This window comes from Microbacterium sp. NPDC064584, from assembly GCF_040687315.1.
Classification (GTDB): Bacteria; Actinomycetota; Actinomycetes; order Actinomycetales; family Microbacteriaceae; genus Microbacterium; species Microbacterium lacus.
The window spans coordinates 421,327-439,468 of record NZ_JBFBMZ010000001.1 but is presented as its reverse complement, the minus strand read 5'-3'; the positions used below and the strand labels follow the sequence as shown (position 1 = coordinate 439,468).

At 69.9% G+C, this 18,142-nt stretch carries 17 protein-coding genes; 14 read left to right on the top strand and 3 right to left on the bottom strand.

Translation table 11 applies throughout. The features are described from left to right. Positions 1–123 precede the first annotated feature (123 nt). The 7 genes from AB0P18_RS02110 to AB0P18_RS02080 all read left to right on the top strand — a co-directional run bounded on the left by AB0P18_RS02110 (position 124) and on the right by AB0P18_RS02080 (position 9,644). Entirely contained in the window at positions 124–1,464 is a 1,341-nt protein-coding gene (locus tag AB0P18_RS02110; protein WP_344050907.1) for a GAF domain-containing protein, read from the top strand. A gap of 431 nt (positions 1,465–1,895) precedes the next feature. Further along, a complete protein-coding gene (locus tag AB0P18_RS02105) occupies positions 1,896–3,443 on the top strand; it encodes an aldehyde dehydrogenase family protein (protein ID WP_344050905.1) in 1,548 nt (515 codons plus the stop codon). Between the two features lie 160 nt (positions 3,444–3,603). After that, a complete protein-coding gene (locus AB0P18_RS02100) occupies positions 3,604–4,002 on the top strand; it encodes a DUF779 domain-containing protein (protein ID WP_363358685.1) in 399 nt (132 codons plus the stop codon). Between the two features lie 145 nt (positions 4,003–4,147). Beyond that, positions 4,148–5,785: an ABC transporter substrate-binding protein gene (locus tag AB0P18_RS02095; protein ID WP_344050899.1), complete on the top strand. Its 1,638-nt coding sequence runs from the start codon at positions 4,148–4,150 to the stop codon at positions 5,783–5,785. Between the two features lie 105 nt (positions 5,786–5,890). Continuing rightward, a complete protein-coding gene (locus AB0P18_RS02090; RefSeq protein ID WP_344050897.1) occupies positions 5,891–6,967 on the top strand; it encodes an ABC transporter permease in 1,077 nt (358 codons plus the stop codon). Beyond that, the gene (locus AB0P18_RS02085) at positions 6,967–7,953 is read left to right on the top strand and encodes an ABC transporter permease (RefSeq protein ID WP_363358684.1); all 987 of its coding nucleotides are present in this window, start codon (positions 6,967–6,969) and stop codon (positions 7,951–7,953) included. The genes AB0P18_RS02090 and AB0P18_RS02085 overlap by 1 nt, the downstream gene beginning before the upstream one ends. Next, entirely contained in the window at positions 7,950–9,644 is a 1,695-nt protein-coding gene (locus AB0P18_RS02080; protein ID WP_363358683.1) for an ABC transporter ATP-binding protein, read from the top strand. The genes AB0P18_RS02085 and AB0P18_RS02080 overlap by 4 nt, the downstream gene beginning before the upstream one ends. A 185-nt stretch (positions 9,645–9,829) precedes the next feature. On the opposite strand, the gene AB0P18_RS02075 is transcribed toward AB0P18_RS02080, so the two are convergent. Beyond that, complete coding sequence (locus AB0P18_RS02075) at positions 9,830–11,029, bottom strand: hypothetical protein (RefSeq protein WP_363358682.1); 1,200 nt, start codon at positions 11,027–11,029, stop codon at positions 9,830–9,832. A gap of 173 nt (positions 11,030–11,202) precedes the next feature. Here AB0P18_RS02075 and AB0P18_RS02070 point away from each other — a divergent pair, with 173 nt between their 5' ends. Then, entirely contained in the window at positions 11,203–12,396 is a 1,194-nt protein-coding gene (locus tag AB0P18_RS02070) for an acyl-CoA dehydrogenase family protein (RefSeq protein ID WP_363358681.1), read from the top strand. After that, on the top strand, positions 12,393–13,511 hold the full coding sequence (locus AB0P18_RS02065) for a CoA transferase (RefSeq protein ID WP_363358680.1): 1,119 nt from the start codon (positions 12,393–12,395) through the stop codon (positions 13,509–13,511). The genes AB0P18_RS02070 and AB0P18_RS02065 overlap by 4 nt, the downstream gene beginning before the upstream one ends. Here the strand turns inward: AB0P18_RS02065 and AB0P18_RS02060 are convergent. After that, on the bottom strand, positions 13,501–14,148 hold the full coding sequence (locus AB0P18_RS02060) for a TetR family transcriptional regulator (RefSeq protein ID WP_363358679.1): 648 nt from the start codon (positions 14,146–14,148) through the stop codon (positions 13,501–13,503). The genes AB0P18_RS02065 and AB0P18_RS02060 overlap by 11 nt on opposite strands. 67 nt (positions 14,149–14,215) lie before the next feature. On the opposite strand from AB0P18_RS02060, the gene AB0P18_RS02055 reads away from it, so the two are divergent. The 5 genes from AB0P18_RS02055 (at position 14,216) to rplI (ending at position 17,344) form a co-directional block, all read left to right on the top strand. Then, on the top strand, positions 14,216–15,511 hold the full coding sequence (locus AB0P18_RS02055) for a nucleotide disphospho-sugar-binding domain-containing protein (protein ID WP_363358678.1): 1,296 nt from the start codon (positions 14,216–14,218) through the stop codon (positions 15,509–15,511). Between the two features lie 177 nt (positions 15,512–15,688). Next, complete coding sequence (gene rpsF / locus AB0P18_RS02050; protein WP_344055773.1) at positions 15,689–16,048, top strand: 30S ribosomal protein S6; 360 nt, start codon at positions 15,689–15,691, stop codon at positions 16,046–16,048. Positions 16,049–16,053: 5 nt separating this feature from the next. Then, positions 16,054–16,554: a single-stranded DNA-binding protein gene (locus AB0P18_RS02045; RefSeq protein ID WP_344050884.1), complete on the top strand. Its 501-nt coding sequence runs from the start codon at positions 16,054–16,056 to the stop codon at positions 16,552–16,554. Between the two features lie 74 nt (positions 16,555–16,628). Beyond that, positions 16,629–16,883, top strand: coding sequence for a 30S ribosomal protein S18 (rpsR, locus tag AB0P18_RS02040; protein ID WP_091701232.1), 255 nt, complete (start codon positions 16,629–16,631; stop codon positions 16,881–16,883). An 8-nt stretch (positions 16,884–16,891) separates the two neighbouring features. Continuing rightward, positions 16,892–17,344 carry a 50S ribosomal protein L9 gene (gene rplI, locus AB0P18_RS02035; RefSeq protein ID WP_363358677.1) on the top strand — a complete coding sequence of 151 codons (453 nt, stop codon included), beginning with the start codon at positions 16,892–16,894 and terminating at the stop codon, positions 17,342–17,344. Between the two features lie 118 nt (positions 17,345–17,462). Here the strand turns inward: rplI and AB0P18_RS02030 are convergent. Then, positions 17,463–18,142: LPXTG cell wall anchor domain-containing protein (locus AB0P18_RS02030; protein WP_363358676.1), on the bottom strand; the 680-nt coding region annotated here is incomplete at its 5' end.

The window sequence follows — 18,142 nt, the reverse complement described above, 5'->3', positions numbered from 1 at the left end:
GGGTGTGATTCCACTCTGCGCCTGTGCGCGGGTGGGCGTCAGGGGCCTTGGTCCCACGCTCGGCCTGTGATGCCCCTCGCGTGCCTAGACTGATCGTGCTCCCCGACGTCGAACGGAGCTGCCATGCCATCGCCGTGGTCGCCGCGCCGCGAGGTCTCACCGCAGAACTCGCGCCTGCTGATCGAGCGCGCCCACGAAGAGCTCGTCGCCGGGAACGGCGCCGACCCGCGCCTGCACGACGTGCGGCCGCTCGTGCAGGATTCCTGGCGCCGCGCGCTGGCGAGTCTCGTCGGCGCCGAGGCGCTTCCGCCGCTCGACCTCGCGAGCGCCGAGCTCGAGGAGTACCGGCGCACGCACCCGCTCGCGAGCGTGATGGACATGATCCGGGCGCTGCTGCTGCCGGGAGAGGCGAGCGAATCCGGAGTCGTGGTCGCGGTCGGCGACGCGGCGGGGCGACTGCTGTGGGTCGAGGGAGACCATCACATCCGGGCGCTCACCGGCGATATGGGCTTCGTCGCCGGGGCGAACTGGTCCGAGCAGGCGGTCGGCACCTCCGCGCCGGGCACCGCGCTGGCGCTGGACCGCTCGGTGCAGATCCGCGGGGCCGAGCACTTCAACCGGCTCGTGCAGCCGTGGTCGTGCACGGCGGTGCCGGTGCACGACCCGGAGTCGCGGCGCATACTCGGGGTGATCGACGTCACCGGACGGGATGAGACCATCACCCCGCAGGCGCAGCTCCTCGTCGACGCGACGGCGCGGGCGATCGAGGGTGAACTGCTGGTCGCCCGGCTGCGGGCGCGGGCGGAGCAGCCGGCGGCGCCGCGGCGGGCCGCGGCTCCGGTGGAGCGCATCACGCTCCGGGTGCTCGGACGCGATCGGGCGCTGCTGGAGGTGGCGCGCGAGGGCGCGGAATCCGTCTCCGAACTCGGTCAGCGCCATGCCGAACTGCTCCTCATGCTCGCCACCCACCGGCAGGGGGTCTCGGCCGACCAGTTGGGGGCGCTCGTCTACGGCGATGCGGATGCCGGGGCCTCGGCATCCGTCACCGTCACGCTGCGCGCCGAGATGGTGCGCCTGCGCAGAGTGCTCGAGAAGCAGGCGCCGGCGCTCGTGCCGGAGTCCCGGCCGTACCGGCTCGGCGTCGAGCTGGAGACCGATGCGCAGCAGGTGCTGTCGCTGCTGGATCGCGGCGCGCACCGGGTCGCGCTCGCGGCGTATCGGGGCGACGTGCTGCCCGATTCGACCTCGCCGGGCGTGGAGGAACTGCGCGACACCGTGCGCACGGCCCTGCGCGAAGCGCTCATCGCCGAGGCGAGCGTGGACGTGCTGCTCGCGTTCGCCGAGACGGATGCCGGCGCGGAGGACGAGGAGCTGCTCACGCTCTGCCTGCGGATGCTGCCGGCGCGCTCGCCCAAGCGCGCCGCGCTCGTCGCGCGGATCGAGCGGCTGCAGTCCGCCGACTGATCCGTCGCCCCGGTTCGTGCTCCGTCGCCCGGGTTCCTGCTCCGTCCCTCTTCCCCGCCGAGATGGTCCCTTTTCGTCCGAGATGGTGCCTTTGTCGCCGAGGTGGTCCCTTTTCGTCCGAGATGGTGCCCACCGTCTCGAGGGAAGAGCCACCATCTCGAGGGAAGAGCCACCATCTCAGCGAAGGACCGACCATCTCGAGGGGAAACCCACCATCTCGAGGGAAGAGCCACCATCTCGAGGGAAGAGCCACCATCTCGAGGGGAAACCCACCACCTCGAGGGAAGAGCCACCATCTCGAGGGGAGAACCACCGCCTCGGGGGACGGCGGCGAGGACGAGGACCGACCCATGCAACGGGATGCAACCTTGCCCGACCTACCGTCGACGCATCGCGACACCGGACGTCGCGGACACGTCGAAGGAGACACAATGACAATCGTCGAAGAGGGCGTCTCGAGCGTCTACGCCAACCCCGGCACCCGCGGCGCGGTCGCCGATTACCGCCCGCGCTACGGCCACTACATCGGCGGCGAATTCGTCGAGCCGATCAAGGGGCAGTATTTCGAGAACATCTCGCCCGTGAACGGCAAGCCCTTCACGGAGGTCGGTCGCGGCACGGTCGAGGACATCGACCGTGCCGTCGACGTCGCCTGGCAGGCGTTCGAGTCCTGGAAGCGCACGACCCCCGCCGAGCGCGCCAACATCCTGAACAGGATCGCCGACCGCATCGAGGCGAACCTCGAGAAGATCGCGGTCGCCGAGACATGGGACAACGGCAAGCCGGTGCGCGAGACGCTCGCGGCCGACATCCCGCTCGTCGTCGACCACTTCCGCTACTTCGCGGGCGTGCTGCGGGCCCAGGAGGGCTCGCTCAGCCAGATCGACGAGGACACCGTCGCGTACCACTTCCACGAGCCGCTGGGCGTGGTCGGGCAAATCATCCCCTGGAACTTCCCGATCCTCATGGCGACCTGGAAGCTCGCCCCCGCGCTCGCCGCCGGAAACTGCGTCGTGCTCAAGCCCGCCGAACAGACCCCGGCCAGCATCCTGTTCCTGTTCGAGATCATCGGCGACCTGCTTCCGGCCGGCGTCGTGAACATCGTCAACGGCTTCGGCATCGAGGCGGGTGCGCCCCTGGCGCAGCACAAGCGCATCCGCAAGGTCGCGTTCACCGGCGAGACCACGACCGGGCGTCTCATCATGCAGTACGCCTCGCAGAACCTGATCCCCGTCACGCTCGAGCTCGGAGGCAAGAGCGCGAACATCTTCTTCGAGGACGTCGCCCGCGCGAAGGACGACTACTACGACAAGGCGCTCGAGGGCTTCACGTTCTTCGCCCTGAACGGCGGCGAGGTCTGCACGTGTCCGTCGCGCGCGCTCATCCAGCGCTCGATCTACGACCAGTTCCTCGGGGACGGACTCGAGCGCGTCGGCAAGATCGTGCAGGGGAACCCGCTGGATCCCGCGACCATGATCGGCGCGCAGGCCTCGAACGACCAGCTCGAGAAGATCCTGTCCTACATCGACATCGGCAAGCAGGGCGGCGCGAAGCTGCTCGCCGGCGGAGAGCGGGTCGACCTCGGCGGCGACCTGAGCGAAGGCTTCTACGTGCAGCCGACCGTGTTCGAAGGCACGAACGACATGCGCATCTTCCAGGAGGAGATCTTCGGCCCCGTCGTCTCGGTCACGTCGTTCGATGACTTCGGCGGCGCGATCGACATCGCCAACGACACGCTCTACGGTCTGGGCGCCGGCGTCTGGAGCCGCTCCGGCGACACCGCCTACCGAGCCGGCCGCGCGATCGAGGCCGGCCGCGTCTGGACCAACACGTACCACCAGTACCCCGCGCACGCGGCGTTCGGCGGATACAAGCAGTCCGGGATCGGTCGCGAGAACCACCTGAAGATGCTCGACCACTACCAGCAGACCAAGAACCTGCTGGTCTCGTACGCCGAAGGCGCGATGGGCTTCTTCTGAGCCGCCGAGCGGAGGGCGCCCGTCCCCCCGGGGCGCCCTCCACCCCCCCGGGACCTGACCCGTGAGACGCCAACTGCGCGTCGAGACTGTGGGCGATACCCATGGTCTCGACGTGCAGATGGCGTTTCACGGGAAACACGAGCGAAGGAAGCAGACAGCGATGGTGCAGACACCCGAACGCGTCGCGGTGACGGATGCCGCGGCATCCCTCATCCGCGACCTGACGAAGCAGCACGGCAGGCTGATGTTCCACCAGTCCGGCGGATGCTGCGACGGCAGCGCACCGATGTGCTACCCGGTGGGCATGTTCCTGACGGGGCCGAGCGACGTGCTGCTCGGCTCGATCGAGGTCGGCCTGGACGACCCCGTCGAGGTCTACATGTCCGAGTCGCAGTTCGAGTACTGGAAGTACACGCACCTCACGATCGACGTCGTCCCCGGCCGCGGCGCCGGCTTCAGCGTCGAGGGACCCACGGGCATGCGCTTCCTCATCAGATCCCGGATGCTGGACGAGCGCGAACTGGCGCACTTCGGGCTGAAGACCGCAGGGTCGGCGTAGCGCGGCATCCGGTGCCATTTCACGCGGATCTCAGTTCCGTTACGAAACGTTCACCGGATTGCCGAACGCCACCGGCAGGCGTTAGATATGCGGAGGACCGCGCCCTCCCGGCGCGGTCGACTCCTTCACAGCAGAGGTAGCACTAATGACACTGCACTCCAGCGGGCGCGGCCGTCTCGGCCTGGCCCTGGGCGCCTTCGGCGCGACGGCAATCCTCCTCGCCGGCTGCGCCGGTGGCGGGGGCGACTCGTCCAGCGACGGCGGCGATGCATCCGGCGAGCCGATCCTGGTCGGCACCACCGACAAGATCACCTCGATCGACCCGGCGGGCTCGTACGACAACGGCTCGTTCGCCGTGATGAACCAGATCTACCCCTTCCTGTTCAACAGCGCCTACGGCACCGCCGATGTCACCCCCGACATCGCCGAGTCGGGCGAGTTCACCTCGCCGACCGAGTACACGGTGAAGCTCAAGGAGGGTCTGACCTTCGCGAACGGCAACGAGCTGACCTCCTCCGACGTGAAGTTCACGTTCGACCGTCAGCTGACGATCGCCGACGAGAACGGCCCGTCCTACCTGCTCGGCAACCTCGACAGCGTCGAGGCGCCCGATGACCTGACGGTCGTGTTCACCCTGAAGAACCCCAACGACCAGACGTGGGAGCAGATCCTCTCCAGCCCCGCGGCTCCGATCGTCGACGAGGACGTCTTCTCGGCCGACAGCGTCACCTCGGACGACGACATCGTGGCGGGCGAAGCCTTCGCCGGCCAGTACACGATCGACTCGTACAAGGTGAACGAGCTCATCTCCTACGTCCCGTTCGCCGACTACAAGGGCGCGCTCCCCGCGGCCGAGAACGCCGGTGTCACGGTCAAGTACTACGCCGACCCGTCGAACCTCAAGCTCGACATCGAGGGCGGCGACATCGATGTGGCGTACCGCAGCCTGTCGGCCACCGACATCGACGACCTGTCGACCAACGACGCCGTCAAGATCGTCGAGGGCCCCGGCGGCGAGATCCGCTACATCGTCTTCAACTTCGACACGCAGCCCTTCGGCGCGACCACGACCGAGGCGGACCCCGCCAAGGCGCTCGCCGTCCGCCAGGCCGCGGCCGACCTGATCGACCGCGACGCGATCGCCGAGGACGTGTACAAGGGCACCTACACCCCGCTGTACTCCTACGTCCCGCAGGGTCTGACCGGCGCGACCGAGCCCCTCAAGGAGCTCTACGGCGACGGCAACGGCGGCCCGGACGTCGACGCGGCCAAGGCCCGCCTCGAGGAGGCCGGGGTCCAGATCCCGGTCGCGCTGAACCTGCAGTACAACGGCGACCACTACGGCCCCTCGTCGGGTGACGAGTACGCCGCGGTCAAGTCGCAGCTCGAGGAAGGCGGCCTGTTCACCGTCAACCTCGCGCAGACCGAGTGGGTGCAGTACTCCAAGGACCGCACGGCCGACGTCTACCCGGCGTACCAGCTCGGCTGGTTCCCGGACTACTCCGACGCCGACAACTACCTGACGCCGTTCTTCTCCGAGGACAACTTCCTCGTGAACCACTACAGCAACGCGGAGGTGCAGCAGCTGATCACCGACCAGGCGTCGGAGACGGATGCCGCCACCCGCCAGGCCGACATCGAGCAGATCCAGGCGCTCGTGGCCGCCGACCTCTCGACCCTGCCGCTCCTCCAGGGCACGCAGGTCGCGATCGTCGGCGCGGACGTGGACGGTGCCGTGCTCGACGGCTCGTTCAAGTTCCGCTACGCACCGCTGACGAAGTAACCGCCCGCGGGCCGGAGGTCGTCCCGGCGGCAGGTCATCGCACCTGCCGCCGGGCGGCCCCGGCCCGTGACGCGTTCTCCCCGCACAGCTCTCGAAGGCTCACTCATGGTCACACCGGTCGAAGCCGGCAACGTCGGGACGCCGCTGGTCTCCCCCCGCAGCGGCGGTCTCTGGCGCTACATCCTGATCAGGTTCCTGCTGATCTTCCCGACGGTCATCATCCTGGTCACCGTCGTGTTCTTCCTGATGCGGATCACCGGCGACCCCATCACCGCGGCCCTCGGCGGCCGCCTCCCGCCGGACGCCCTCGCCGAGCGCATCGCGCAGGCGGGCTATGACCGTCCGCTCCTGATCCAGTACTTCGAGTACATCGCCGGCGTCTTCCGCGGCGACTTCGGCACGACCCTCACCGACAACCGCCCGGTCACGCAGATCCTGCTGACCTACGGCTCGGCGACGATCGAGCTCGCGTTCTACGCCCTCATCGTGGCTTTCCTCATCGGCATCCCGTTCGGCCTCATCGCCGCCGCCCGCCGCGACCGCCTGCCCGACGCCTTCCTGCGCATCGGTGCGATCCTCGCGTACGCCACCCCGATCTTCTTCGTCGCGATCCTGCTCAAGCTCGTCTTCGCGGTGTGGCTCGACTGGCTGCCGGTCGCCGGCCGCGCCTCGACCCGCACCGAACTGCGGCTGCAGGGCCTGGACGGCCCGACCGGCATCTACCTGATCGACGCGATCCGCCTCGGCAGCCCCGCCGCCGTCGGCGACGTCCTGTGGCACGCGGTGCTGCCGGGTCTCGCCCTCGGACTCCTCACCGCGGGCATCTTCCTCCGCCTCGTCCGCACGAACGTGATCGGCACGCTCGGCGCGCAGTACGTCACCTCCGCCCGCTCGCGCGGCGTCGGCGAGTACCGCCTCCTCACCAAGCACGCCTACCGCCCGGCGCTCATCCCGATCGTGACGGTGATCGGCCTGCAGATCGCGGTGCTGCTCTCGGGCGCGGTCCTGACCGAGACCTCGTTCGAGTGGAAGGGCATCGGCTTCATGCTCTCCGAGTACATCAAGGCGCGCGACTTCGTCGCCGTGCAGGGCATCGTGATCATGATCGCCGTCGTGGTCGCCGTCACGAACTTCATCGTCGACATCGTCGCGGTGATCATCGACCCGAGGGTGAGGTACTGATGTCCGCTCCCGATCTCGAGAAGACCCCGGATGCCGCTCCCGCGGCCGTGACCACGCGCAAGCGTCCGCTGCTGGACCGCATCCCCGTCATCTCGCAGCTGCGCCAGAGCGTGGGGCTGCAGCGCTTCATGCTCGTCCTCGGACTCCTGATCGTCGGCGTCTTCGTGATCGTCGCGGCCTTCGCGCCGTGGATCGCTCCGTACGGCTGGGCTCAGCGCAGCGTCGACGGCGTCTCGTTCGGCACGCAGCAGCCGCCGAACTCGATGAACATCCTCGGCACGACCGTCAGCGGGTTCGACGTCTTCTCCCGCGTGATCTGGGGCGCGCAGACCGCGCTCCTCGCGATCATCTGCGCGATCCTGTTCTCGATCTTCCTCGGCATCGCCCTGGGCCTCGTCAGCGGCTACTTCGGCGGCTGGCTCGACCGGATCCTCGTCGTCTTCGCCGACGCGATCTACTCGTTCCCCTCGCTCCTGCTCGCGATCGTGATCGCGATCGTCGTCAGCGGCGGGCAGTCCACGCTGTGGGGCGGCATCCTGTCCGCAGCCATCGCGATCACCGTGGTCTTCGTGCCGCAGTACTTCCGCGTGGTCCGCGCGGAGGTCGTCCGCATCAAGGCGGAGCCCTTCGTCGAGTCCGCCCGCGTGATCGGAGTGCCGACGCACCGCATCCTCACGCGCCACGTGCTGCGCAACGCGACCCGCTCGATCCCGGTGATCGTGACGTTGAACGCCTCGGAGGCGCTCCTGACGCTCGCGGGCCTCGGCTTCCTCGGGTTCGGCATCGAGGCGACCGCCGCGGCCGAGTGGGGCTACGACCTCAACCGCTCGGTCGCCGATGTCTCCAGCGGCATCTGGTGGACCGCGATCCCCCCGGGCGTCGCGATCGTGCTCGTGGTGCTCGGCATCACGCTGGTCGGCGAGAGCCTGAACGATCTGAGCGACCCGCGGCTGCGCCGCCGTCGCCGCGCCGGAGGTGCCGCATGAGGGATACCGCGATCCAGGACGTCGCCTCGATCAGCGACCTGAAGGTCACGTTCGCGACCGACGGCGAGCCCGTCGCCGCGATCACCGGCATCTCCCTCGAGGCGCGCGCGGGCGAAGTGCTCGCGATCGTCGGCGAGTCGGGCTCGGGAAAGACCGTGACCGCGAACACGCTCCTCGGGCTCCTCCCCGAGACCGCGACGCTCTCGGGCGCCGTGATCGTGCGCGGGCGCGACGGCGAAGAGACCGACATCGTGCACGCCTCGCATGCGCAGCTGCAGCAGATGCGGGGCCGGGATGCCGCGATGGTGTTCCAGGAGCCCTCCACCGCCCTGAATCCGGTGTTCACCGTCGGATTCCAGATCGCCGAGGGCCTGAAGGCGCACGAGAAGCTCTCGAACGCCGAGGCCAAGAACCGGGCGATCGAAATCCTCCGCAAGGTCGGCATCCCCGAGCCGGAGAAGCGCGTCGACGACTACCCGCACCAGTTCTCGGGCGGGCAGAAGCAGCGCGTCGTGATCGCGATGGCCCTCGTGCTCGACGCGCGGCTCATCATCGCAGACGAGCCGACGACCGCGCTCGATGTCACCGTGCAAGCCGAGATCCTCGAACTGCTCCGCGCGTGTCGCGACGAGTTCGGCGCGACGATCGTGCTCATCACCCACAACATGGGGGTCGTCGCCGATCTCGCGGACCGGGTGATCGTGATGTACCGCGGCGAGATCGTCGAGCAGGCGCCGGTGCGCGAGCTGTTCGCGAACCCGCAGCAGGAGTACACGCGCGAGCTCCTCGCCGCCGTCCCGCACGTCGGGCGCGGAAAGAGCTCGCGGCAGGATCCGGCCGTCGCCGCGCCGACCGAGCCGCCCGCCGACGCGCTGGTCGTCGCTCGCGGGGTGCAGATCGGCTACCCCGGACGCCTCGGGTCTCCCGGTGTCGTCGCGGTCAAGGGCGTGGACTTCTGGATCGCCCCCGGCGAGGTCGTGGGCCTCGTCGGCGAGTCCGGGTCGGGCAAGACCACGATCGGGCGGGCGATGGTCGGTCTGACGGATGTCCTCGGCGGGTCGCTGAAGGTCCTCGGTCAGGAGCTGCGCGGAGCGAAGACCCGGCACCTGGTGAAGCTGCGGCCCGACGTCGGGTTCGTCTTCCAGGATCCGGCGACGAGCTTCAACCCGCTCCTGACGATCGCGGAGTGCATCGCCGAGCCCCTCGTCGTGCACCGCTCGTCCATGTCGGCGCGCGATACCCGCGCGCGGGTGGACGAGCTGCTGGATGCCGTCCGTCTGCCGACCGCGTTCGGGGACCGGTTCCCGCACGAGCTGTCGGGCGGTCAGCGCCAGCGCGCGTCGCTCGCGCGCGCCCTCGCCCTGAACCCGAAGCTGCTGATCGCGGACGAGCCGACGAGCGCCTTGGACGTCTCGGTGCAGGCGCGCGTGCTCGAGCTGTTCGCCGAGCTGCAGCGCGAGTTCGGCTTCGCGTCGCTGTTCATCAGCCACGATCTCGCGGTGATCGACGAGGTCGCCGACCGGGTGATCGTGCTGCGGTACGGCGAGATCCGCGAGCAGGGCACGACCGTGCGGGTGCTGCTGAACCCGACCGACGACTACACGAAGCGGCTCCTGGTCTCGCTCCCCGTGCCCGATCCGGTCGAGCAGGCCGAGCGCCGGGAGGCGTGGCGACTCACCCGCGGGAGCTGAGCCTCTGCGCCGGTCACGGCCCGGCCGCTCGGTGGACGGCATCCGCTGACTCGCGGCTGATGAGGTGACGGGATTCGCCCACCGAACCGGCCGCGCCGCGCCTCGGTGGACGAGATCCGCGGGCTTGCGGGGCGGGATGCCGCGCCCGGTGCCCACTGAGCCGGCGGGCGCTGCCGCGCCGGCGCTCAGTTGCGGAAGATGCTGCCGAAGAACAGGTCGAACACACCGAACTGCGTGCCGAACCAGAACAGCACGACGAGGGCGAAGACGACGATCGCGGGCCAGGAGATGCCGCGCTTCAGGCGCCGGCCCGAGAGGGCGACGCCGGGCGGCGGACGCAGGGCAGCGGCCGGCGGTGCGAAGGCGACGGCCGTGGGTGCGTCCGGGGCGGATGCCGGAGCGCTCGCCGCCAGTGCGGGAGCGGCATCCGCGTGGAGGCGTTCGTCGCGCCACCGCGCCCACTGCGCGAACTTGTCCAGGAGCGCCCCGACGACGGAGAACAGCCACGCCCACGTCGCCGGGTCGAGGCTGGAGAACTCGCGCTTTCCGTAGAGGAAGAGCCAGTCGTCCACGATCTCGACGTCCAGGGCCGCGGCGTGGTCGATGAAGCGGGCCATGATGTCGGGGGTGAACAGGTACAGCGCGTCCTGCTCGTAGCCCTCGGGGCAGTACAGCGCGAAGTACCGGTCGAAGTCGCCCTCCAGGCTCAGGCGCTGGTCTTTGTCGAACGTCGTCGGCAGGTTGGAGCCGAACAGGCCGTTGTTGCTCGTCGCGTCCAGGACGATGTTCGGAAGCGGCACGTCGAGCTTGATCGCGACGTAGCCCCACCGGTGCGTGGTGCGGTTCTTGCCGGAGCCGGTCGTGTACTGGTAGTTCGCGAACTCGACGAAGCGCGGCTGGGTGCCGCGGACAAGGTCGGTCGAGGCGCGGGAGCTGCCGGTGCCGAAGATCATGCCGGGCAGGGCGGGATTCTGCAGCGCCGGGACATAGGACATGCCGTTCGCTGCCGCGAACCGGTCCAGCCGGTAGCGCCGTTCGCTGCGCCCGAGCGCACCGCGCGTGAACACGATCGCGATCGCGGCGATGACCCCGCCCATCACGAGTATCGGCAGGAACGAGGCGATCACGCTGAAGATGACCGACGCTCCACCGTCGCCGCTGCCGAACGACGCGAAAGCGCCGATGATCGAGGCGGCGACCGATACGAAGACGCTGCCGAACGTGACGACGACGAAGATGCCGATGATGATCGGGATCACGGCGGCGGCCGAGCCGAATCCGGTCCCCGCGGTGCGATGCTGTCGCGTGTACTCGCGCACGGAGTTGCGGTCGACCGGCTCGGTGAGAGACCGGGGATCGAACGGAGTCGGGCTCGGAGTCGCCATGCGGCCACGCTATCCGGTCTGCTCCGGGCCTCCGTGTGGGCATAACTCCTGCGATCCGTGGGCTCCGACGCCGCAAACGAGCCGACGGAGCCTCTCGCGTCGCGTTTTGCAGGAGTTATGCGCGGCCGGAGGCGGCAAGATCGAAGTACCCGAGCACGATCGAAGGAGCCGGCATGGGCGCGAGAGACCCGGAAGACCTCGAGGCGCTGCGCGCGGCCTCCGACGTGCTCGGCCTCGACGCGCTGCTGAGCGCCGACGAACTCGCCGTCCGCGACCGCGTGCGTGCGTTCGTGGACGCCGAGATCCGACCGCACATCGCGGACTGGTACGACCGGGCGCACTTCCCCGTCGAGCTCGCCCGCGCGTTCGGCGAGCTGGGCGTGCTGGGCATGAGCCTCCAGGGCTACGGATGCCCGGGCCGCAGCGCCGTCGAGTACGGACTCGCGGCGCTCGAGCTCGAGGCCGGCGACTCGGGGCTGCGCACCTTCGTGTCGGTGCAGGGCTCGCTCGCGATGGGCTCGATCCATCGCTGGGGCAGCGAGGAGCAGAAGCAGGAGTGGCTGCCGCGCATGGCGACCGGCGACGTGATCGGCAGTTTCGGCCTCACCGAGCCCAGTGCCGGATCCGACCCCTCGAGCATGAAGACCTTCGCCCGGCGCGACGGCGAGGACTGGATCCTCACCGGCTCCAAGCGCTGGATCGGCCTTGCGACCGTGGCGCAGCTGACGGTGGTGTGGGCGCAGACCGACGACGGGGTCCGCGGCTTCCTCGTCCCCACCGACGCCCCCGGGTATCACGCTCACGTGCTCGAGCCGAAGGGCTCGATGCGGGCCTCGGTGCAGTGCGAGCTGCACTTCGATGAGATCCGGCTGCCCGCATCCGCGCTCCTCCCCGGCGCGAAAGGACTCCGCGGTCCGTTCTCCGCGCTGAACGAAGCCCGCTACGGCATCGTGTGGGGCGCGCTCGGTGCGGGGCGCGACAGCTACGAGGCGGCGCTGCGCTACGCCCTGCGCCGCGAGCAGTTCGACCGTCCGATCGCGGGCTTCCAGCTCACGCAGCAGAAGCTCGTCGATATGGTGCTAGAGCTGCAGAAGGGCGCGCTGCTCGCGCTCCACCTGGGCCGGTTGAAGGATGCCGGCACCCTGCAGCCCGTGCAGATCTCGGTCGGCAAGCTCAACAACGTGCGCGAGTCTCTGAAGATCGCCCGCGAGGCGCGCACGATCCTCGGCGGCAACGGCGTGCTGCTGGAGCACTCCCCGATCCGGCACGCCGCGAACCTCGAGTCGGTGCGGACGTACGAGGGCACTGATGAGGTGCACACGCTGATCCTCGGGGAGCACCTGACCGGGCTCGGGGCGTTCCGGTGACGCACGGCCCGCTCACCGGGCTCGTCGTCGCGGACTTCACCCGGGTGCTCGCGGGGCCGTACTGCACGATGCTGCTCGGCGACCTCGGCGCGACCGTCGTCAAGGTCGAGGGCCCGTCGGGCGATGAGACCCGGCAGTGGCTGCCGCCCGCGCGCGACGGCGAAGCGACCTATTACCTGTCGGTGAACCGCAACAAGCGGACCATCACCCTCGACCTCGAGGATGCCGACGACCTTGCGACCGCGCGCCGTCTCGCTCGCCGGGCCGATGTCGTGGTCGAGAACTTCAAGCCCGGCGGGCTCGCGCGGTTCGGCCTGGACCACGCCGCGGTGCGCCGGGACAACCCCGGGGTCGTCTACGCCTCGATCACGGGCTTCGGCGCGGATTCCGAGCTGCCCGGTTACGACGTCCTCGCACAGGCGCTCTCGGGCCTGATGAGTGTCACCGGGACACCGGAGGGCGAGCCCGCGAAGGCGGGCGTCGCGATCGTGGACGTCGTGACGGGCCTGCACGCGGCGGTCGGCATCCTCGCCGCCCTGCGGCATCGCGAGGCGACCGGAGAGGGCCAGCACGTCGAGGTGAATCTGCTGTCCTCCGCACTGTCCGCACTCGCCAACCAGTCCGGCGCGTTCGCGCTCGCCGGCGTTGTGCCGCGGCGGCTGGGCAACGACCACCCGAGCATCTACCCGTACGGCCCCTTCCCCACGGCAGACGGGCACATCGTGATCGCGGTCGGCAACGACGTCCAGTACGCACGCCTCGCCACAGCACTCGGCCTCGAGCCCGACGACCGGTTCGCGACGGCGCGCGAGCGCACGGCCCGGCGCGACGAGCTGCGCCCCGTGCTGCACCGGGCGCTCGCCGGCGCGTCCGCGCACGAGTGGTACGCCCGGCTGTCCGCAGCCGGCGTCCCCTGCGCGCCGATCCTCGACATCGCCGAGGCGTTCGCCTGGGCGGCCGATCTCGGGCTCGACCCGATCGCCGAAGCCGGGGTCGATCGGATGCCGGGGGTGCGGCATCCGATCACGCTCTCGTCCACGCCCGCGGCGTACCCCCTCGCACCGCCCACCCCCGACGCCGACCGGGCGTGGGTGGAGGCGCTGCTCAGCGAGTGAGCTCGGCCAGGATCGCCGCGCGCACCCAGGCGGCGTAGCGCTCGGTGCTCCATCCCGACTGCGTGACCAGCTGCTGATATCCCTCCGGCGAGAGCAGGAACGACAGGGCGGCGGCGGTGGCCTCGGGATCGGTGACACGTGCGGTGTAGCCGCGCGCGAGAAGCTCATCGACGAGGCGGCGGTAGTCCGCGGCCCGTCGTTCGAGGATCCCGCGGAGGGCGGCATCCACCACCGGATCGGATGCCGCGGCTCCGACGAGCACGGTCCACAGGGCGTGGCCGCGCGCATTGGCATCGCCGATCTGTCTGATCACCACATCGAGGAACGCGGCGTCAGGCACCGAGAAGACATCCGCGGCCACCTCGGTCTCCGTGAGCGTCGCCGCAGCCTCCACACCGGCGAACGTCACCTCGAACGCGGCGATCAGCAGCTCCGCCTTCGAGGCGGCGGTCTTCACGGTCTCGGTCGACACGCCCGCCGCCCGCCCGATCGCCGCCAGAGTCGCGGCCTGATACCCCTCGGAAGAGAACAGCTGCGCCGCCGCTTCCACGATCCGGCGGCGGGTCTCGGCGGCCTGCTGGGCGCGCAATGCGGAGCGGTAGACGCGTGGCGGCGCGGCAGCCGATGCGGAATCCACTATTGACTTGCCTTTCGGTGGGATGAATACTTCGTTAGTACATTCAAACTACGCGAAGGATCCGAGCATGTCCACCTACCTGATCGCCTGCACGCCCGCACATGGCCACGTCGTCCCGCTGGTGCGCATCGCCCGCGACCTCCTCGCACGGGGTCACGAGGTGTCGGTTCTCACGAGCGCGCGCTACGCCGAGCGCGTGCGGGCCGCGGGGGCGCGCTTCGTACCGCTCCCCGCGGACGCAGACGTCAACCTCGACGATGCGGACGCCGAGTTCCCCGAGCGCGTCGGTCTTCGCGGGCCGGCCGCGATCCGGTTCGACATGTCGAACCTCTTCATCCGTCCGGCGGCGAGTCAGTTCGCCGCGCTCCGTGCCGAGCTCGCCGGCTCCGAGGTCGATGCGGTGCTGGCCGAACCCTTGTTCTTCGGTGCGGCGCTGCTCGCGCGGCTTCCCCGGGAGGAGCGGCCCGCGGTGGTCGCACTCGGTATCTTCCCGCTCGGGGTGAAGAGCCGCGACACCGCGCCGTTCGGACTGGGGATCCCGCCGCTGGGTGGAGCGATCGGGCGTGTGCGCAACGCGGCGCTCTCCGTCCTGGCCGAGAACGTGATCTTCGGCGGCGTGCAGCGTGAGGCCGATGCCGTCTGCCGGCGCGAGACGGGGACCGGTCTTGCGGGCTTCATCCTGGACTGGGCCAGTGCCGCCGATGCCCTCGTGCAGTTCACGGTGCCCGGCTTCGAGTACCCGCGCAGCGATCTGCCTGACACCGTGCATTTCGCCGGTCCGCTCACGGCGCCTGCACCCGATACCGTCGTGCCGGAGTGGTGGGACGACCTGGACGGGACGCGGCCGGTGGTCCATGTGACCCAGGGCACGATCGCGAACTCGGACTTCGGCCAGCTGGTGCTGCCGACGGTCGCCGCGATGGCGGCATCCGAGTGCCTCGTCGTGGTCTCCACGGGTGGTCGTGCCCGCGAGAGCCTGCCGGCGGAGCTTCCGGCGAACGTCCGCGTCGCCGAGTACCTGCCGTACGACCGCTTCCTCCCGCTCGTGGACGTCATGGTCACCAACGGCGGCTACGGCGGGGTGCAGCAGGCCCTCGCTCACGCGGTCCCCCTCGTCGTGGCCGGTCAGACCGAGGACAAGGTCGAGGTGTGCGCGCGGGTCGGTTGGTCGGGAGCGGGCATCAACCTGAAGACGAACCGCCCGGCGGCGGCGGCGGTCGGGGCGGCGGTCTCGCGGGTGCTCTCCGAGTCGTCGTTCCGGGCACGCGCGGAGGCCCTCTCGGCCGAGCTCCGCGCGTCGTCCGGGGTGGACGGACTGAGCCGGGTGCTCCAGCAGATGTCGGCGCGGGAAGGAGCCCGGTGAACCTCGGGTTCGGACACGCGCGCCGGATCCGGTAGCATAGGAGGGTTGTCCGCATGCGCGCACCTGCGCGCCTCTCGCGGACAGCGTGCACACACCCTCCTGCTACCGGGAAATGCCCGGCAGCCGTTCTAGTCCGAAGGAGGTGGGTTAGTGACGCACACACACCAGTACGAACTCATGGTGATCCTCAACCCCGAGATCGATGAGCGCCAGGTTCCGACGATCCTCGACAAGTTCCTGAAGGTCATCACGACCGACGGCGGCACGATCGACAACGTCGACGTCTGGGGCAAGCGCCGTCTTGCGTACGAGATCCAGAAGAAGAACGAGGGCATCTACGCCGTCGTCGCCTTCACCGCCACCAGCACCGCGACGCAGGAGCTGGACCGTCAGCTCAAGCTGAGCGAGCAGATCATGCGCACCAAGGTGCTGCGTGCCGAAGAGGCGATCGCCCTGATCGAGTCCGAGCGCGTCCGTGCCGAGGAGAAGGCCGCCCGCAAGGCTGCCCGCCCGGCGAAGATCAAGCAGGACGCGTAACGACGATGGCCGGCGAGACGATCATCACCGTCGTGGGAAACCTCACGGCCGATCCCGAGCTGCGCTACACGCAGAACGGTCTCCCCGTCGCGAACTTCACGATCGCGTCGACGCCGCGCAACTTCGACCGTCAGGCCAACGAGTGGAAGGACGGCGAAGCGCTGTTCCTCCGCGCGAGCGTGTGGCGTGAATTCGCCGAGCACGTGGCCGGCTCGCTGACGAAGGGCTCCCGCGTCATCGCTACCGGTCGCCTGAAGCAGCGCTCCTACGAGACGCGCGAGGGCGAGAAGCGCACCGCGATCGAGCTCGAGGTCGACGAGATCGGCCCGTCGCTGCGTTACGCCACCGCTCAGGTGACGCGCGCGGCCGGCGGCGGCGGTCAGTCGCGCGGCCAGGTCTCGGACGAGCCCTGGTCGACGCCCGGCACGCAGTCCGCTCCGGCGGCCTCGTCCGGTGGCGACTCGTGGGCAGCCCCCGGCGCCTACGGCGACGACACCCCGTTCTAAACACTGATTCCGGATGCCGCGCCTCGCGCGCAGCGCCGAGTACGGCATCCGATCTCGAACCGTAAGGAAGAAACATGGCTGGAAAGTCAAGCGGCGACCGCCGCAAGCCGCGGAAGGGCGCGAAGAACGCAGCCCCCGCGAAGCCGACCCGCGTCGGCGTGATCGACTACAAGGACGTCGCCACGCTGCGCAAGTTCATCTCGGAGCGTGGAAAGATCCGCGCCCGTCGCATCACCGGTGTCTCCGTGCAGGAGCAGCGCCTCATCGCTCGCGCGATCAAGAACGCGCGTGAGATGGCACTGCTGCCCTACGCCGGCGCCGGCAGGTAGGGGCTGATATGTCGAAGCTGATTCTCACGAACGAGGTCGCCGGGCTCGGTAGCGCCGGTGACGTGGTCGAGGTCAAGAACGGGTACGCCCGCAACTACCTCATCCCCCAGGGATTCGCCGTGGCGTGGAGCCGCGGTGGCGAGAAGCAGGTCGCCGCGATCCGCGCCGGCCGCGAGGCGCGCGCGATCCACGACCACGAAGAGGCCGTGGCCCTCAAGGATGCCCTCGAGTCCAACAAGGTCAAGCTGACCGTCAAGGCCGGCGCCGAAGGCCGCCTGTTCGGCTCGGTCAAGACCGGTGACGTCGCGGACGCCGTGAAGGCCGCAGGCCTCGGCGACCTGGACAAGCGCAAGATCCACATCACGTCGGCGATCAAGTCGGTGGGCGAGCACGAGGCGACCGTTCGCCTGCGTGACGATCTCACCGCCGTGATCACCCTCGTGGTCGTCGCCGCCAAGTAAGGCGCGAACGGCACGACGGATGCCGCAGCCCGGCCCCTGAGGGGTTCCGGTCTGCGGCATCCGCCTTTTCCGGGTGCGGAGGGGGCGGACCGGGCCAGGCGCCCGGTCCGCCCTCGCCTCACGCGACCCGTCGGCGCGCGACGGCGGCTCCACCGACCGCGATGAGCGCGAGGCCCATCAGCAGCGCGGCGAATCCGTCTGCCCCACCCGTCGCGGCCAGGCGTGCGGAGCCGGTGGCCGCGGTGGCGCCGACCGTCTCCATGGTGTGGTGGTGACCCGAGGTTCCGGGGGTTCCGGGGGTGCCAGGCGTGCCCGGGGTTCCGGGGGTTCCGGGCGTGCCCGGGGTGCCGGGGGTTCCGGGCGTGCCCGGGGTGCCGGGGGTTCCGGGGGTTCCGGGAGTGCCGGGCGTGCCCGGGGTTCCAGGCGTGCCCGGAGTACCCGGGGTTCCGGGGGTGCCCGGCGTTCCGGGGTTGAGCACCGTGCTGTCACCGATGACGGAGACGGCGTTGCCGCCGATCGTGATCGGCAGGTTGATCACCGGGATCAGCTGGTTGCCGCTGAGGATCCCGTCCTCGCCGGAGGTGACCGGCGAGAGGATCGTGCCACCGCCGGTGGCGCCGTGGTGGCCTGATCCGGATCCGCCGATGACGGTGCTGTCCCCGATGACGGAGACGGCGTTGCCGGTGACGGTGACCGGCGCGTTGAGCACGGGGATCAGCTGGTTGCCGCTGAGGATCCCGTCCTCACCGGACGTGACCGGGGCGACCCAGGCGTCGCCGCCGGTCGTTCCGTGGTGGC

Bases quoted from the DNA above. Each gene is read 5' to 3' on its own strand.
- AB0P18_RS02110 (WP_344050907.1), top strand. From the start codon at position 124: ATGCCATCGCCGTGGTCGCCGCGCCGCGAGGTCTCACCGCAGAACTCG.
- AB0P18_RS02105 (WP_344050905.1), top strand. From the start codon at position 1,896: ATGACAATCGTCGAAGAGGGCGTCTCGAGCGTCTACGCCAACCCCGGC.
- AB0P18_RS02100 (WP_363358685.1), top strand. From the start codon at position 3,604: ATGGTGCAGACACCCGAACGCGTCGCGGTGACGGATGCCGCGGCATCC.
- AB0P18_RS02095 (WP_344050899.1), top strand. From the start codon at position 4,148: ATGACACTGCACTCCAGCGGGCGCGGCCGTCTCGGCCTGGCCCTGGGC.
- AB0P18_RS02090 (WP_344050897.1), top strand. From the start codon at position 5,891: ATGGTCACACCGGTCGAAGCCGGCAACGTCGGGACGCCGCTGGTCTCC.
- AB0P18_RS02085 (WP_363358684.1), top strand. From the start codon at position 6,967: ATGTCCGCTCCCGATCTCGAGAAGACCCCGGATGCCGCTCCCGCGGCC.
- AB0P18_RS02080 (WP_363358683.1), top strand. From the start codon at position 7,950: ATGAGGGATACCGCGATCCAGGACGTCGCCTCGATCAGCGACCTGAAG.
- AB0P18_RS02075 (WP_363358682.1), bottom strand. From the start codon at position 11,029: ATGGCGACTCCGAGCCCGACTCCGTTCGATCCCCGGTCTCTCACCGAG.
- AB0P18_RS02070 (WP_363358681.1), top strand. From the start codon at position 11,203: ATGGGCGCGAGAGACCCGGAAGACCTCGAGGCGCTGCGCGCGGCCTCC.
- AB0P18_RS02055 (WP_363358678.1), top strand. From the start codon at position 14,216: ATGTCCACCTACCTGATCGCCTGCACGCCCGCACATGGCCACGTCGTC.
- rpsF (WP_344055773.1), top strand. From the start codon at position 15,689: ATGGTGATCCTCAACCCCGAGATCGATGAGCGCCAGGTTCCGACGATC.
- AB0P18_RS02045 (WP_344050884.1), top strand. From the start codon at position 16,054: ATGGCCGGCGAGACGATCATCACCGTCGTGGGAAACCTCACGGCCGAT.
- rpsR (WP_091701232.1), top strand. From the start codon at position 16,629: ATGGCTGGAAAGTCAAGCGGCGACCGCCGCAAGCCGCGGAAGGGCGCG.
- rplI (WP_363358677.1), top strand. From the start codon at position 16,892: ATGTCGAAGCTGATTCTCACGAACGAGGTCGCCGGGCTCGGTAGCGCC.